The 15002-nt window shown below is 72.1% G+C and carries 14 protein-coding genes; 7 read left to right on the top strand and 7 right to left on the bottom strand.

Going from position 1 to position 15002, the window contains the following annotated elements; all coding sequences use genetic code 11:
- Nucleotides 1-223: 223 nt before the first annotated feature.
- From Aeryth_RS15440 to Aeryth_RS15420, 5 genes are all read right to left on the bottom strand, one after another.
- A complete protein-coding gene (locus Aeryth_RS15440; protein WP_067860516.1) occupies nt 224-2146 on the bottom strand; it encodes a glycoside hydrolase family 15 protein in 1923 nt (640 codons plus the stop codon).
- Entirely contained in the window at nt 2143-3540 is a 1398-nt protein-coding gene (zwf, locus tag Aeryth_RS15435) for a glucose-6-phosphate dehydrogenase (RefSeq protein WP_067860514.1), read from the bottom strand. The genes Aeryth_RS15440 and zwf overlap by 4 nt, the downstream gene beginning before the upstream one ends.
- Before the next feature lie 120 nt (nt 3541-3660).
- Nucleotides 3661-6270 (bottom strand): ATP-dependent DNA ligase, encoded by a 2610-nt coding sequence (locus Aeryth_RS15430; protein WP_067860512.1) that lies wholly within the window; start codon nt 6268-6270, stop codon nt 3661-3663.
- A gap of 9 nt (nt 6271-6279) precedes the next feature.
- Complete coding sequence (gene ku / locus Aeryth_RS15425) at nt 6280-7122, bottom strand: non-homologous end joining protein Ku (RefSeq protein WP_067860510.1); 843 nt, start codon at nt 7120-7122, stop codon at nt 6280-6282.
- A 99-nt stretch (nt 7123-7221) separates the two neighbouring features.
- Nucleotides 7222-7710: a hypothetical protein gene (locus Aeryth_RS15420; protein ID WP_067860508.1), complete on the bottom strand. Its 489-nt coding sequence runs from the start codon at nt 7708-7710 to the stop codon at nt 7222-7224.
- Between the two features lie 186 nt (nt 7711-7896).
- On the opposite strand from Aeryth_RS15420, the gene Aeryth_RS15415 reads away from it, so the two are divergent.
- Complete coding sequence (locus Aeryth_RS15415) at nt 7897-8865, top strand: GGDEF domain-containing protein (RefSeq protein ID WP_067860506.1); 969 nt, start codon at nt 7897-7899, stop codon at nt 8863-8865.
- Here Aeryth_RS15415 and Aeryth_RS15410 read toward each other — a convergent pair.
- The gene (locus tag Aeryth_RS15410) at nt 8856-9260 is read right to left on the bottom strand and encodes a DUF3817 domain-containing protein (RefSeq protein WP_202967679.1); all 405 of its coding nucleotides are present in this window, start codon (nt 9258-9260) and stop codon (nt 8856-8858) included. The two genes, Aeryth_RS15415 and Aeryth_RS15410, sit on opposite strands and share 10 nt — an antisense overlap.
- Nucleotides 9261-9316: 56 nt before the next feature.
- Here Aeryth_RS15410 and Aeryth_RS15405 point away from each other — a divergent pair, with 56 nt between their 5' ends.
- Nucleotides 9317-9958 (top strand): ACT domain-containing protein, encoded by a 642-nt coding sequence (locus Aeryth_RS15405; RefSeq protein WP_067860502.1) that lies wholly within the window; start codon nt 9317-9319, stop codon nt 9956-9958.
- Between the two features lie 235 nt (nt 9959-10193).
- Here the strand turns inward: Aeryth_RS15405 and Aeryth_RS15400 are convergent, their stop codons facing one another.
- Nucleotides 10194-11114, bottom strand: coding sequence for an SDR family oxidoreductase (locus tag Aeryth_RS15400; RefSeq protein WP_067860500.1), 921 nt, complete (start codon nt 11112-11114; stop codon nt 10194-10196).
- A 94-nt stretch (nt 11115-11208) separates the two neighbouring features.
- On the opposite strand from Aeryth_RS15400, the gene Aeryth_RS15395 reads away from it, so the two are divergent.
- The 5 genes from Aeryth_RS15395 to Aeryth_RS15375 all read left to right on the top strand — a co-directional run bounded on the left by Aeryth_RS15395 (nt 11209) and on the right by Aeryth_RS15375 (nt 14980).
- The gene (locus tag Aeryth_RS15395) at nt 11209-12153 is read left to right on the top strand and encodes a 1,4-dihydroxy-2-naphthoyl-CoA synthase (protein WP_067860498.1); all 945 of its coding nucleotides are present in this window, start codon (nt 11209-11211) and stop codon (nt 12151-12153) included.
- Nucleotides 12154-12339: 186 nt separating this feature from the next.
- Entirely contained in the window at nt 12340-13035 is a 696-nt protein-coding gene (locus Aeryth_RS15390; RefSeq protein WP_067860496.1) for a DUF3800 domain-containing protein, read from the top strand.
- Between the two features lie 117 nt (nt 13036-13152).
- Complete coding sequence (locus tag Aeryth_RS15385; RefSeq protein WP_067860494.1) at nt 13153-13494, top strand: hypothetical protein; 342 nt, start codon at nt 13153-13155, stop codon at nt 13492-13494.
- Between the two features lie 170 nt (nt 13495-13664).
- Nucleotides 13665-14291 carry a suppressor of fused domain protein gene (locus tag Aeryth_RS15380; protein ID WP_158509218.1) on the top strand — a complete coding sequence of 209 codons (627 nt, stop codon included), beginning with the start codon at nt 13665-13667 and terminating at the stop codon, nt 14289-14291.
- Nucleotides 14288-14980, top strand: coding sequence for a DUF4272 domain-containing protein (locus Aeryth_RS15375; RefSeq protein WP_067860492.1), 693 nt, complete (start codon nt 14288-14290; stop codon nt 14978-14980). The genes Aeryth_RS15380 and Aeryth_RS15375 overlap by 4 nt, the downstream gene beginning before the upstream one ends.
- Nucleotides 14981-15002 lie beyond the last annotated feature (22 nt).

Here is a 15002-nt window from a genome sequence, read left to right as displayed (position 1 = left end):
CACCGATGAAACGCGCGAACGCAGAGACGAAGAATCATGCGTCACCCGAGAGCCCAGGCCAGACCCCGAGACCCGAACCCGCCCCCAGGCCCGCTGCCGGTCGAGGCCCTTGCGGAGACCACCCCCAGCGCGAGCCGCGGCAGCGCACCAGCAAGGTCAGGCTCCCGCAGGCAGCGCACCAGCAAGGTCAGGCTCCCGCAGCCGGCGCGACGGCGGGACCCCGTCAGGCCAACGCGCGGTCGAGGTTGATGGCGGCGCTGATGAGGGACAGGTGCGTGAAGGCCTGGGGAAAGTTGCCGAGCTGGTCGCCGGTGGCGCCGATCTGCTCGGCGTAGAGGCCGAGGTGATTGGCGTACGTGAACATCTTCTCCAGCGCGACCTCGGCCTCGCGCAGACGACCGGCGCGGGTCAACGCCTCGACGTACCAGAACGAGCAGAGGCTGAAGGTGCCCTCGCCGTCGCCCACCCCGTCGCCGTCGGCGTCGGCGTCCTCGATGCCGTCGGGGGCGGCGTGGACGTCGTAGCGGAAGACGAGGCTGTCGGCGACGAGCTGCTCCTCGACGGCCGCCAGCGTCGACAGGAACCGCGGGTCGACGGGCGAGCAGAACTTCACCATCGGCATCAGCAGCACGCCGGCGTCGAGCACCGGGTCGTCGTCGGGGGCGGCGTCCGGGTCGGCCTCGGCCATGAGGAACGTCTCGTGGTGCGGGTCCCAGTGGTCGCTGAGGATCCGCTCGTGGATCTCGTCGCGCACCCGCGACCACGCGCCGACGTCGCCGGGCAGCCCCCGGCGCCGGGCCATGCGGATCATCCGCTCGACCGCGACCCAGCACATGAGCCGGCTGGTGGTGTGGGCGCGCACGTCGCCGCGGATCTCCCACATGCCGGCGTCGTCGGCGTCCCAGTGCTCGAGCACCCAGTCGAGCACGCGCCGCAGGTCGTTCCACGCGTCGTGGCTGATGCCCGGCCCGTACTTGTCGAACAGGTAGACGGCGTCGATGACCTCGCCGTAGATGTCGAGCTGCATCTGGTCGACGGCCGCGTTCCCGACCCGCACCGGACGAGAGTCGCGGTAGCCCGACAGGTGGTCGAGCTCGTGCTCGTCGGTGGGCGCCGACCCGTCGATGTCGTACAGCACCCGCAGCGGCCCGAGCTCGGCCTCGTCCTCGCGCTCCTCGCCGAGCCGCTCCGACAGCCAGCGGGTGAACGCGTTCGCCTCCGACGTGAACCCGAGACGCAGCAGCGCGTACAGGCTGAAGCCGGCGTCGCGGATCCACACGTAGCGGTAGTCCCAGTTGCGGGTGCCGCCGATCGTCTCCGGAAGGCTCGTCGTGGGGGCGGCGACGATCGCGCCACTCGGCTCGTGGGTGAGCAGCTTGAGGGTGATGGCGGAGCGGTGCACCGTCTCGCGCCACCGGCCGGCGTACGTCGACTGCGACAGCCAGCTGCGCCAGAACTGCGACGTCGCCTCGAACAGCGCCGACGTGTCGGTGTCGTCGCAGCCGTCGGTGGGGGTGTCGGCGTGCGGGTCGAGCACCTCCAGCACGAACAGGGCCCGCTCGCCCTCCTCGAGCGTGAACTCGGCGGTCACGTCGCCGGCGTCGACCTCGAGCGGCACCGTCGCGCCGAACGCCATGCGCACGCCCGGGTCGTCACCCCGGCCCTCGCAGGTGAGGGAGACCCCGTGGCCCGACGCGACGTCGAGCAGCTCGAGGTCGGGCGTCGTGCGCCCGTAGTGGGGGCGGGCCGCCACCCGGGTGCGGACCACGGAGCGTCCGCGGACGGCCACGACGCGACGCACGAGGCGCTGGCGGTGGTCGGGGTCCTCCGCGCGGAGCACGGGCATGAAGTCGTGCACCTCGACCACGCCGTCGTCGGTGAGGAAGCGGGTGGCGAGGATCGCGGTGTCGGGGAAGTAGAACTGCTGCGACCGCACCGACCCGTCGACCGGCTCGAGCTCCCAGGCCCCGCCGCGCTCGTCGTCGAGCACCGACGCGAACACGCTCGGCGCGTCGAAGCGCCCGGGACAGAACCAGCCGATGGTCCCGTCGGTGCCGACGAGCGCGGCCGTGCGCAGGTCTCCGACCAGGCCGTGGTCGGAGATCGGCAGCGGCCCCGACGTCGGACCTGGTGGGGACCCCGTCATCGCAGGTGCCAGCCGCGCTCGCCCGCGAGGTCGAGCGCAGCCTGCGGGCCCCACGAGCCCTTCTCGTACGTCTGCACCGGCGGCGGGTCCTCCAGCACGGGCGTGATGACCTGCCAGAGCCGGTCGACCTCGTCGCCGCGCGTGAACAGCGTCTGGTCGCCGTGCATGACGTCGAGCAGCAGCCGCTCGTACGCCTCGAGCGGCCGGTGCTCCGGGTCGTCGTCGGGCAGCTTGAAGGTGGCTGACGCACGCGTCAGCTCGAACGTCGGGCCGGGTCGCTTGACGTGCAGCGCGGCCGTCACCTCGGGCGCCTCGCCGAGCTCGAGCACGAGGCGGTCGTCGCCGTCCTGACGCTCGTCGAACAGCGGCTCCGGGGCACGGAAGAACAGGGTGGCGGTGCGTCGGGTCGCCGCCATCGCCTTGCCGGTGCGCAGCAGGAACGGCACGCCACGCCAGCGGTCGTTGTCGACGTGCACCCGGACCGCCACGAACGTCTCCACCTCGGAGTCGTCGTCGACGCCCTCCTCGTCGCGGTAGCCCTCGTACTGGCCCCGCACGACGTCGTCGGCGCGCAACGGCTGCAGGTCGGCGAAGACCGCGGCCTTCGCGTCGCGCAGGTGGTCGGCGTCGATGCTCTCGGGCCGCTCCATCGCCAGGAAGCCGAGCACCTGCGAGAGGTGCGTCGAGACCATGTCGCGCAGGGCGCCGGTGGCCTCGTAGAAGCTGCCGCGACCCTCGATGGTGAGCTCCTCCGGCACGTCGATCTGCACGGCGCACACGTGCTCGGCGTCCCACGACGGCTCGAGCAGGCCGTTCGCGAAGCGCAGCGCGAGCACGTTCTGCACGGCCTCCTTGCCGAGGAAGTGGTCGATGCGGAACACGCTGTCCTCGCCGGCGACCTCGTCGAGCGTCGCCTGCAGCGAGCGCGACGACTCCAGGTCGGTGCCGAACGGCTTCTCCACGACGATGCGTGCACCGTCGGCGATGCCCGTCTCGCCGAGCATGCGGATCATCGGCTCCATCGCGGCGGGCGGGACGGAGAGGTAGACCAGTCGGCGCGCATCGCCGCCCAGCTCGGACTCCGCGTCCCGCACGGCGGCCGCGAGGTCGCTGCCGTCGTCGGCGTCGGAGGTCTGGAAGCTGGTGCGCGAGACGAGCCGCTCGGCCACGTCGACGTCGAGGTCGTCGACGAACTCCTTGAGCCCGTCCATCACCTGCTCGCGGAAGTCCTTCTTCGGCTCGTGCCGCCCCGACCCGATGACGCGGTAGTCGGCGGGCAGCCGGTCGGCGAGCGCCAGCCGGTAGAGGCCGGGGAACAGCTTGCGCTTGGCGAGGTCACCGGTCGCGCCGAACAGCACGACGACCTGCGGAGGGAGGGAAGAGGAGGAGCTCACGACACGTCCTGGCGTCAGGGAAACGGGGTCACGTTCCACGCTAGGAGCGACCGTGGGGGAGCGCATGCCGACTGGACGTGACGTGGTCGTGCGACGGCCGCCCGTGGTGGTCAGAAGGGGTCAGCTCGGGTCGGGTCGGGGGTCCGCGACGGGCTCGACGTCGGCGACGGTCTTGTCGGCGCGCAGGCCGCGCCAGACGGGGTGGCGCAGGTGGCCGGAGTCGGTCCAGCCCGCCGCGGTGACCTCGCCGACGAGCTCGGCCTCGGTCCACACCGCCTCCCGGGCGACGTCGCGCGGGGCCTCGACGGTCGGCTGGTCGCGGCGCAGCGGCTCGAGCCGGCGAGCGAGGTCGGCGAGCGCGCGCTCGTCGAACCCGGTGCCCACGCGACCCGCGTAGCGCAGGCCACCGGCCGCGTCGGGCACCGCGACGAGCAGCGACCCCACCCCGCCGGTGCGCCCGCCGCGGCCAGGCCGCCACCCGACCACGACCACCTCCACGTGGTCCTCGTGCTTGAGCTTCACCCAGTGCGCCGAGCGGCTGCCGGGCCGGTACCGGCTGCTGCGCCGCTTCGCGACCACGCCCTCGAGGCCCAGCTCCCGGCTCGACGCGAGCGCGGCGTCGAGGTCGCCGTCGAAGGCGGCGGGCACGTCGACCCGGTCGGCGTCGTCGAGGTCGAGGCCCTCGAGCAGCTCGCGGCGCTGCACGTAGGGCAGGCCCGTGACGTCGGTCCCGCCCAGCCGCAGCAGGTCGAAGACGACGTAGCGCACGGGCACGGCCCGGCGCGCCGCGGCGACGTCGCGCGGCCGGACGAGCCCGATGCGCTGCTGGATGCGTCCGAACGACGGCGCACCGTCGTCGCCGAGCGCGACGACCTCGCCGTCGACGACGGCATCGTCGAGGTGCAGCCCGGCGAGCGCCTCGGCGACCTCCGGGTAGGTCGTCGTCACGTCCTTACCGCTGCGCCCCACGAGCCGCACGGCCCCGCCGTCGCACGTCGCCACCACGCGGACGCCGTCCCACTTCATCTCGAACGCCCAGGCGTCGGCGTCGCGGTGCGGGTCGAGGCCGTCGGGCCGGCTCGCGAGCATGGGCGCGACGGTCTCGAGGCGGCCGGCGTCGGGCGGACCCCCGCCGTCGGGCTCGTCCGTCGTGGGCGTGGTCGTGGGCGCGGTGCCATCGTCGGCTGCCGCAGTGTCGGCTGCCGCAGTGTCGGGGGCCGCCGGCGGGTCCATGCGGTGCATCAACCAGTTCTCGCCGGTGCGGATGAGGGCGAACCGCACGCTGCCGCCCAGCCCACCGCCCGCGGACCCGTGCAGCACGGCGATGACCTCGCCCTCCTTCCACTTCTCCAGCGTGTACGTGCCGTGGTCCCAGATGCTGACCTGCCCCGCGCCGTACTCGCCCCTCGGGATGGTCCCCTCGAACGTCGCGTACTCCATCGGGTGGTCCTCGGTGGGGACGGCGAGGTGGTTGCGGCTCGGGTCGGTCGGCGGACCCTTCGGCACGGCCCACGAGACGAGCACGCCCTCGCGCTCCAGCCGGACGTCGTAGTGCAGGCGTGTGGCGTGGTGCTCCTGCACCACGAAGATCGGGTCGGCGCCTCGCTCCGTCGGCGCCTCCGCGGGCACCGGCTCGGGGGTGCGCGACGCGTCGCGCATCGAGCGGTAGACCGTCAGCCGGTCCGGTGCGGCCACAGGTGCTTCGTCGCCCGACGTCGGCTGCGGGTCCAGGCCCGCGAGCGGGTCGTCGTCGCGCTCGAGCACCTCCTCCATCGTCAGGTGACGCAGGTCGGGCCCCAGCTCGTCCCACGACCGCGGCGCGGCGACGAACGGACCCTCCCCGTCGGCCGCTGCACGACCGCGCAGCGAGTACGGCGCGATCGTCGTCTTCGCCTGGTTGTTCTGGCTCCAGTCGACGAGCACGCGACCCTCGCGCAACGACTTCTTCATCGACGAGACCACGAGGTCGGGCAGCTCGTCCTGCAGCGCCGCAGCGACCTGCTTCGCGAAGGCGTTCACGTAGTCGGCATCGTGCTCGCCCGTCAGGTGCGCGTACAGGTGCAGGCCCTTGCTGCCGCTCGTCACCGGGAACGCCTCCAGCCCGACGTCGGCCAGCAGGTCGCGCGCCGCGTGCGCCACCTCCACGCACTCCGCCAGCCCCACGCCCGGGCCGGGGTCGAGGTCGAGCACCAGCCGGTCCGGGTGGCGCGGCGTCCCGTCGGCCTCCACCCGCCACTGCGGCACGTGCAGCTCCAGCGCCGCCACCTGCCCCAGCCACGCCAGCGCCGCCGGCCCGTCCACGAGCGGGTACACGTTCACGTGGCTCTTGTGCCGCACCACCACGCGGCGCACCCAGTCGGGCGCGGAGTCCGGCAGGTTCTTCTCGAAGAAGAGCTCTGCGCTCTTCTCCGCCCGTGGCCCGGAACCCCCGCCGGGGGCCTTCTCCGCCCGTGGCCCGGAACCCCCGCCGGGGGCCTTCTCCGCCCGTGGCCCGGAACCCCCGCCGGGGGCCTCACCGACAGCGCCGACGCCGTCCGGCCAGCGCTTGCGGGTGACCGGCCGCCCGGAGGCGTGGGGGAGGAGCCGGTCCGCGACGGCCACGTAGTAGGAGATCACCTCGGCCTTGGTGGTGCCCGTCGCCGGGTACAGCACCTTGTCGGGGTTCGTCAGACGCAGGCGCCGACCGTCGATCGTGACGGTCTGGCTGCTCGACGAGCCGCGGCTGGGCATGCCGCCGGGTCAGGCCTTCTTGCGGGCGCGCGGCTTCGACGCGGTGCTGCCGCCCTGGCCGCGACGCTCCTTGCTCCGCTCGACGCTGCGCTTGAGCGCCTCCATCAGGTCGACCACCTCGGCGTCGTCACCGTCGTCGTCGCTCGTGCCGAACGTCGCCGCCGTGTCGATCGTGTCGCCCTGCTCGAGCTTGGCCTCCACCAGCGTCCGCAGCTGCTCCTGGTAGTCGTCGGTGAACTGCGACGCGTCGAAGTCGGCCGCGAGCGAGTCGACCAGCTGCGAGGCCATGTCGCGCTCCTTCGCGCTGATCCGCGGCACGGTCTCCAGCACGTCGAAGTCGGCGGTGCGCACCTCGTCGTCCCACAGCATCGTCTGCAGCAGCAGCGTCTTGTCGCGCACGCGCAGCACCGCCAGGCGCGACTTCTGCCGCAGCGCGAACCGCACCACCGCGCTGCGGTCGGTGTCCTCGAGGGCGCGGCGCAGCAGCGTGTAGGGCTTGATCGCCGTCTTGTCGGGCTCCAGGAAGTACGCCTTGTCGAGCCGGATCGGGTCGATCTGCTGGGCCGGCACGAACTCCAGCACCTCGATCTCCTTCGCCGACTCCGCCGGCAGCGACGCGAGGTCGTCGGCGGTCAGCACCACCGTGTTCTCGCCGTCGTCGTACGCCTTCGCGATGTCCTCGTAGGCGACGACCTCGCCGCAGACCTCGCACCGTCGCTGGTAGCGGATGCGCCCGCCGTCCTCCGCGTGCACCTGGTGCAACGACACGTCGTGGCTCTCGGTGGCGCTGTAGACACGCACCGGCACGTTGACCAGGCCGAAGCTGATCGACCCCTTCCAGAGCGAACGCATGGGATCAGTGTTCCGCACTGGAAGGTCGGCGGCCACTCCGTGACGCACGACGGGCCGGGACCCGAAGGTCCCGGCCCGTGCGTGCGGTGACGCGGTCGGCTAGTTCGTGCCCGGCGCGTCGACGGAGTCGAGCGAGTCGGCCGGGGCGGCCGGCTTCGGCGGGGCCGGCGGGGGCGTCGCCGGCTGGTACGGCGGCGGGGGCGGGGTCTGCTTGCCCTTGAGCGTCGCGAAGGCGGCGGCACCCGCACCGATCAGCAGACCGATGCCCACCACGCGGCGCAGACGTCGCTTCTTCTTGGGCTTGACCTCCTCGGGCAGGCGGTCGGCGACGCCCTTGGGGAGGCGGTCGTAGGTCTTCTCGCTCAGCTCGGGCGCGCGGTCGAGGAGGTCGTGCCCGATCTCGGGAAGACGCTCGCGCAGGTCGGCGACACCGGACTGCGCCTTCGCGACGACGGTGTCGCGCACCTCGGGCGCCCGGTCGGCGAGCTGCTGGCGGACGCTGTCGGCCTGGGCGACGAGGTCGTCGAGGCGGCCCTCGAGGCGCTCCTGGACCTTGTCCCGGACGGTCTTGTTCTTCCTCAGCGACATGCTGGCACGGCTCCTCGGTCGGCGTGGATGCTTCTGCTCACGACACTATCGCCGGGTCCTGGACGACGCACCCTGGCCGTCGACATGACCGGACATCCGCCCAGTTTTCGATGTTCGGCGGCGCGAGCGACCCCGTTCTTGCGATCATGGCGGGCGTCGTCGGAGTGGCGTCCAGGGGAGGTCCAGGTGCTGCGCAAGGTCGCCGAGCTGCGAAGGGCCGTGGGTTGGCCCGCCATGACGGCGGCGACGGTGCTGCTCAGCCTGACCGCCCTCTGCATGCTGGCGCTCACGCTCGCCACGTGGCAGCCGGACAACAACCCGCGCTGGGTGCTCTACGTCCTCGTGGTCGTGGCGCTCGGCGGTCTCGCCTGGACCGTGAGGCGCGGTGCGTTGCTCGAGCCGCGCGAGGTCGCGGCGATGGTGTCGCTCTGCTTCGTGGCGCTCGCCGTGCTGACGTGGGGCACCGAGCGTCAGGTCGCCGTCCTCGCCAACGGCACGAGCACGCCGACCCTGGCCGTCTTCGCCGTGTGGTTCCTGCCGCTGGCGCTGGCGCGCGTGGTGTCGTACGTCGGCACGGCGCTGTGGGTGCTGGCCGTCGCCTCGCACCACGACCCGCAGATGCTCGGGCCGACGGTCGCCGTCGTCGTGCAGGTGCTGGTGGGCACCGAGGTCCTGGGTCGGCTGCGGCTGCGGCTCGACCGGCTCGCCCGCACCGACCAGCTCACCGGCGCGCTCAACCGGTGGGGCGTGCAGGCCGTGGTCGACGCGCAGCTGGTCCGGCGCCGCCGGCTGGGGACGCCGCTGACCGTCCTCGCCCTCGACGTCGACGACCTGCGCGCTGTGAACACCCTCGGGGGCCACGCGGCGGGCGACCGGCTGCTGACGTCGGTCGTCGAGCACCTGCGCGCCGGGCTGCGCGAGGGTGACGTGCTCGGCCGCCTCGGGGGCGACGAGTTCCTCGTCGTCATGCCAGGAGCCGACCACGGCGTCGCCGACGTCGTCGCGCGGCGGCTGCAGGTGGGTGCTCCGGCATCGTGGTCGTGCGGGGTGGCGCAGGCGCGCGCCGACGACGACGTCGCGTCGCTGCTCGCGCGGGCCGACGACCGGATGTACGCGCAGAAGCAGGGGCGTCGACCGGAGTCGGGTCAGACCTGAGTGACGCCCGGCGCGGGGTCGGGGTCGTCGGCGACCGACGTGAGCAGCCCGCGGCGCTCCGCCCAGGTCTCGAACCAGATCGTGAAGAACGGCGGGATGGACGCCGCCAGCGCCAGGGCGAGGGTCTTGAGGTTCCAGCGGAACGTCGACCACGCCACGACCGCGAGCGAGCAGTAGGCGAGGAACAGGACGCCGTGGATCGGGCCCACGATCGGCACACCGCCCTCGAGTCCGGCGTGCGGGTCGTCCTGCACGACCCACTTGAAGAACATCGCGACGAGCAGCGCGCCCCACGACACCGCCTCGGCGAAGGCGAAGATGCGGAACCAGCGCCGCACCGACCGGGCCCGGTCGTGAGGCTGGGGGACGGTCTCGGGGGCCGCAGGATCGGTCACGACCCACAGCGTAGTGGCGTCACACAAAGGAAACAGCCTCGTGGTGAGATGGGGACATGGCCTTCCTGCTGCGCGTCGAGCTGCCCGACGTCCCGGGCTCGCTCGGTGCGCTGGCCACGGCGCTCGGTGGTGCGGGTGCCGACATCGAGGCGATCGAGATCGTGGAGCACCGCGCCGACGGCAAGGCGGTCGACGACGTGCTGCTCGAGCTGCCGCCGAGCGTCATGGCCGACGCCCTCGTGACGGCGTGCCACGAGCTCGACGGCGTGCGGGTGCACTGGATCTCGCGGTACAACGCGGGCGCCAACCTGAGCATGGACCTCGAGGCCGTCGAGCAGTTCACGTCGGAGCCGCAGCACGCCGTCGAACGGCTCGTCGAGGTCGTGCCGGCCACGTTCCGCACCGACTGGGCCATGGCGCTGCGCCGCGTCGACGGCGAGGCGTCGGTGCTGTTCGCGTCGCCGTCGGCCCCGAAGCTCGTGCCCGAGGCGGCGGAGTGGCTGTCGATCAGGTCGTCGTCGCGCCTGGAGGGCGTCGAGGCGTGGTCGTCGACGCTGCTCGCCGGCACGCACGCGAAGGACCGCCAGGGTCGCGGCTTCGTCGTGGTCGTCGGACGGCACGGCGGCCCGGAGTTCCTCGCCTCCGAGCTCGCCCGCCTGGGCCACATGACGTCGCTCGCGGGGTCGGTCCAGGCCTGACCCCCGCTGCGCGTTTACGTGGGGCCCCACGTCAACGCGCGCTGGGGGCTGTCGTTTGCGTGGGGGAGTTCACTTTTGGGTGGGGCCCCACGTAAACAGGCGCTGGGGGCTGTCGTTTGCGTGGGGGAGTTGACCTTTGGGTGGGGCCCCACGTAAACAGTGCGTCCCACCCCAGGACTGGGTGGGGGAGTCGCACCTGGGGTGGGGCCCCACCCCGAGGGCAGCGGCGGGTGGGTCAGGGGGTGGAGGGGGTCTCCTCGAGCGGCTTCTTCGGGTCGGTGAGGGGGACGTGGGCGTGCTGGAAGCGGCCCAGGGCGGCGACCTCGCGCTCGAGGTCGGGCACGTGCCGCTTGAGCTGCGGACGCATGAAGAGCCACGCGACGGGGGAGTTGAGCAGCGGCTTCGTCCAGTTGGCGAGCAGCACGCCCCGCGGCACGTACACACGGGTCTTGCGACGGCGCAGGCCCGCGACGATCGCGTCGACGCAGTCGGCCAGGGTCGTGGTGCTGTTGGCGGGGTAGGGCAGCTTGCCGCGGATCGTCTTGAACGTCGGCAGGTCGGCCTCGGCGCCACGCACGATGTCGGTGTCGATCCACGACGGGTGCGCAACCCCGACCTTGATCCCGAGGTGGGCGACCTCCTGACGGGTCGCGAGGGCGAGCGACTCGGCGCCGGCCTTGCTGGCGTTGTACGACGCGAGCCCGGCGAGGTTGGTGAAGGCAGCCAGCGACGCGACGACGAGCGCGTACCCGCGGGTGCGCTCCAGGTGCGGGATCGACGCGTGCAGCGTGCGGTAGACGCCGTTGACGTTGATGTCGACGACCCGCTCGAACGACGCCTCGTCGATCTGGCGGACGGTGCCGTACGACGCGATGCCGGCGTTCGCCAGGACGTGGTCGATGCGGCCGAAGTGGGCTGCGGCGGCGTCGATCGCCTCGGTCATCGCGCGACCGTCGCGCGCGTCGGCCTCCCACCACGCCGCGGCCGGGCCGAGCTCGGCGGCGAGCGCCTCGAGCAGGTCGGGCTCCAGGCCCAGCAGCGCGACCTTGCCGCCCTGTGCCACGTACGCGCGTGCCACGCCCGCGCCGATGCCGCGGGCGGCGCCGGTGACGAGCAGGACCTTGCCGGTGAAGCCCTTGCGGGCGAACAGTGCCATGGCGTCAAGATACCGACGGTATCTGGGCGCGTCACGCGGGTGTGACCGATTCCCGACGCGCGCCCCGCAGTCGCCCACCAGTAGCCTCGCGGCCATGAGTGCCCTGCCCGGTGTGTCAGAGACGTTCGACCCCTCCGCGTGGGACGAGGTGCCCGGCTTCGAGCACCTCACCGACGTCACCTACCACCGCGCCCGCGCGCACGGCACCGTGCGCGTCGCGTTCGACCGCCCCGACGTGCTCAACGCGTTCCGCCCGCAGACGGTCGACGAGCTGCTGCAGGTGCTCGACCACGCGCGCACGTCGGCCGACGTCGGCTGCGTGCTGCTCACCGGCAACGGCCCGAGCGAGAAGAACGGCAAGCGATCGTTCTGCACGGGCGGCGACCAGCGCATCCGCGGTCGGTTCGGCTACCAGTACGAGGACGGTGAGGCGTCCGGCTCCGACACCGGAGCGGAGGAGCCGTCGCCCATCGACAAGGCCCGCCTCGCGCGGCTGCACATCCTCGAGGTCCAGCGCCTCATCCGCTTCATGCCGAAGATCGTCATCTGCGTCGTCCCGGGCTGGGCGGCAGGCGGCGGGCACAGCCTGCACGTCGTCGCCGACCTGACCCTCGCGTCGGCCGAGCACGCCCGCTTCAAGCAGACCGACGCCGACGTCGGGAGCTTCGACGGCGGCTTCGGGTCGGCGTACCTGGCCCGCCAGGTCGGGCAGAAGTTCGCCCGCGAGATCTTCTTCCTCGCCGACGAGTACTCCGCCGAGGACGGCGTCCGCATGGGCACGGTCAACCGGGCCGTCCCTCACGACGAGCTCGAGGCGACCGCCCTGGAGTGGGGGCGCAAGATCAATGCGAAGAGCCCCACTGCGCAGCGCATGCTCAAGTACTCCTTCAACCTGATCGACGACGGGCTCGTCGGCCAGCAGGTCCTCATGGGCGAGACCACCCGCCTGGCCTACATGACCGACGAGGCGCAGGAGGGTCGCGACCAGTTCCTGGAGAAGCGCGATCCCGACTGGTCGCCGTTCCCCTGGTACTACTGAGGGCCCAGTCTGGCGCGCCCGTGCGACGCCACCGACTGAGGTGGACGGGTGCTGGCGGTGCCCGGTGCTAGAGTTGACGACCTGGGCTGGCCGAGAGGCCCTGGTCCAACCTTTAGGCGGGGATATCCCCCGCCACCCTCTTGAGGCGGGTTCTTCCCGCCTCAAGACGTTTCCAGGGGTGTCGTCGTGCGCGAGCTAAGCATCTTCGTCGACGAGTCCGGCGACTTCGGCCCATTCGAGAAGCACTCGCCTTTCTACGTGCTGAGCCTCGTCTTCCATGATCAGAGCGACGACATCGCGCAGCACCTGGAGAAGATCCGCGACGCCCTGGTGGCGCGTGGCTTGCCGGCAGACCATGCGATCCACACCGGTCCCCTCGTGCGCCGGGAGCAGGACTATCGACTGCTCGACATGCCGTCCCGCCGTTCGATCTTCCGCGTGCTCGTCGACTTCGTCAGGACGTCCGAGGTCACGCACCACTCGTGGGTGTTCAGCAAACGCGAGCTGGGTGACACAGATCGGCTCGTCAGCGCGATGTCACGTGAGCTCGGTGAGCTGATCCGGTCGAGCTACGAGTTCTTCAGCTCGTGGGAGCGCATCGTCATCTACTACGACAATGGTCAGAAGGAGATCACGAATCTTGTCAACAGCGTCTTCAACGCTCACCTGAGTGTCGAGGTGCGCAAGGTGATCCCGGCCGACTACAGCCTGTTCCAGGCAGCCGACCTGTGCTGCACGCTCTCAATGCTCCGGCGAAAGATCGAGACCTCAGGCTTGTCGGCGTCCGAGCGCGGCTTCTTCTCGACGTCGAAGGACAGCGCCGAGCGCGCGCTGCGAAAGGGCTACTTCAAGAGCTTGGATCGTCAGCGGTTCGGTGGGTGAAGCCCCTCCCGTCCATCGACCCGGCGGAGACCGGTCCGCCCGCCGCGCTTCGCCGAGTATCTCCAAGCGGCCGAAAGTGGCTGGGTCGCCCGCCGTGTCCTGCGGCAGGATGACGGGATGGACTCGACGACGCTCTGGCGGCCGACCGGGCCGCAGGAGCTCGCGCTGGTCGAGGCATCGGGGTGGCGCGCGTGGCCGCCGCGGCTGCCCGACCAGCCGATCTTCTACCCCGTCCTGAACGAGGACTACGCCGTGCGGATCGCGCGCGACTGGAACGTGCCGGCGAGTGGTGTGGGCTACGTGACGCGCTTCGAGGTCGAGACGTCGTTCCTCGACGCGTACGACGTCCAGCAGGCGGGTGGCGACACCATCCTGGAGTACTGGATACCTGCCGAGGACCTCGCCGGGCTGAACGAGCACATCGTCGGCACGATCGACGTCGTGCAGGTGTTCCGCTGACCCTGGATCCGGCCCCGCGGCGACGCTAGGGTCGTGCCCACCGGGAACCGAGGGACGGAGGGCTCGTGTTCGGACGTAGGCGCGCGCGGCGTCGGGAGCACCCGACGACCGTCCGTCACCAGGAGCGGGAGCGGCCGTTCGAGCCAGCAGGTCTCGGGTGCTCGGAGACGGTGGACGCCGTCGACCGACACCTGGAGCAGTGGGTCGGGCCCGTCGAGACGGTCTTCCACGAGATCGTGTCCGACCTCGTGCACGTCGACGTGCACCTCGTGCCGGCCGGCGAGGGTCGGCCGTTCCACACGCTGGCGACGTCGGGCATGTCCGACCGCAGGATGACCGTGCCGCAGGACCTGCAGGGACAGGTGCCCGACCGGGTCGAGGTCATGGTCATGCTCCCGCCGGACTGGCCGGTCGACGAGGCCTCCTGGGTCGACGAGCGCTCCTACTGGCCCGTGCGCGCGCTGAAGGTGCTCGCCCGCTTCCCCCACGAGTACGAGACCTGGCTGGGTGCCTGGCACTCGCTGCCGAACGGCGACCCGGCCGAGCCGTACGCCGACGACACCCGCTTCTGCGGCCTCATGCTCGCCCCGCCGCTCCGGCTGCCGCAGGGGGCGCGGACCTTCCGCACCGACGACGGTCGTGAGGTCGCCCTGCTCGCGATGCTGCCGCTCCTGCCCGACGAGCTCGAGATGAAGCTGACCGAGGGGGTCGACGGCCTCCTCGACGGACTCGACGCGCACGGCGTGACGGAGCTGCTGGACCCCGACCGCCCGAGCGTCCTCGGTCCTCCACGGTGAGGTGGTCTCGGGGTCGCGACGCCAGCCGTGGGCACGGTGACGCTGCCGCAGAGGCACGCCGCCGCAGCCTCGCGGCGCTGCCCGGTCTCGGCTTCCCGCAGCCCCCGTCGCACCTGCCCCCGGTGGCCGACGCTGCCGATCCCCTCGTGCTCGTGGACGAGGAGCAGGTGATGCAGCGTGCGCTGGTGCTGACGGTGCGCGTGAACCTGGCCCTGCGCATGCCGCCGGAGCTCGCGCGCGCCTGGTTGGCGGAGCAGGGACTGCTCGCGTCGCTCAGCCCGCGCGAGCGCGCTCTCCTGTCGGGCGAGGTCGAGCCGGACTACTCGGACGAGGCGCAGGTCGAGGCCCTGTGGGCGCTGGCCTGGGTGCTCGGGCTCGTGCCCGAGCTCGACGCGAGCGCGCCGTGCGGCGACCAGCTCGCGTCGCTCATGCCCGACCTGCGCACCAGCGAGCCGGTGGCGGCGTGGCGCTCCCGCACCGGGCCTCGGCGCAGGGACGTCGAGGACGTGCTCCCCGTGCTCGACCTGCACCTCGCCCTGACGTGGGGGATCACCGACGCACGGCTCGCGGGCCGACCCCACCCCGGGCGTGTCGATCCGTCCGTCCTCTGGGAGCGACGTCGGGCCCTGGAGTGGACCGCCGGCGACGGCGTCCACGACAGCTGGGACGACGTGGACCTGTCCACCTGAGCAAGGCGTCCAGGACCGATCC

It is taken from the genome of Aeromicrobium erythreum (assembly GCF_001509405.1).
Lineage (GTDB): Bacteria > Actinomycetota > Actinomycetes > Propionibacteriales > Nocardioidaceae > Aeromicrobium > Aeromicrobium erythreum.
Note: the sequence above shows the minus strand (reverse complement) of the source record. Positions and strands in the feature narration are given on the sequence as shown.